Annotated in this window: 2 protein-coding genes; both read left to right on the top strand. The window is 50.7% G+C overall.

Going from position 1 to position 562, the window contains the following annotated elements; genetic code table 11:
- Nucleotides 1-250 (top strand): hypothetical protein (locus tag HGP29_RS28840; protein ID WP_211093483.1); only part of this gene is annotated, 250 nt, incomplete at its 5' end.
- A 71-nt stretch (nt 251-321) separates the two neighbouring features.
- The coding region (locus HGP29_RS28560) for a hypothetical protein (RefSeq protein ID WP_211093482.1) at nt 322-562 on the top strand (241 nt) is incomplete at its 3' end.

Below are 562 nucleotides of genomic sequence, written 5' to 3'. Positions count from 1 at the left end.
AACTCCACCTGAGTATGAGGTACAGACTGTGGCTATTGCTGGTGATTCACTTAAGGTGACACTTGATGGGCTGGATGAGGTAACGGATTGGTCAACCCTTGAGGTAACTTATGGTACTTCAGGGATTGCCAGCCATACTCGCCGGACCAACACGCTGTACTTCAAAGGAATCGCTGTAGGCGAAACTCTGGTGACTGTCAGCTTTGACGGGTCTGAAAGGAAGACCTTTAAGCTGGTCGTGACTAACTAATAAGCCAAACCCCTTGGGGACCACTCACGGTCTCTGAGGGGTTTTTTTCGTTAGGAGCTTACATTATGAACATGCAAGATGCTTACTTTGGGTCTGCCGCTGAGCTGGATGCCATCAACGAGATGCTCGCAGCCATCGGTGAATCCCCGGTGACAACCCTTGACGAAGATGGTAGCGCAGACGTAGCGAACGCTCGTCGTATCCTCAACAGGATTAACCGCCAGATTCAGTCTAAAGGTTGGGCCTTCAACATCAATCAGTCAGCCACGTTGACACCTGATGCTAACACCGGGCTTATCCCATTCCGTCCAG

The organism is Flammeovirga agarivorans, assembly GCF_012641475.1.
Lineage (GTDB): Bacteria > Bacteroidota > Bacteroidia > Cytophagales > Flammeovirgaceae > Flammeovirga > Flammeovirga agarivorans.
Note: the sequence above shows the minus strand (reverse complement) of the source record. Positions and strands in the feature narration are given on the sequence as shown.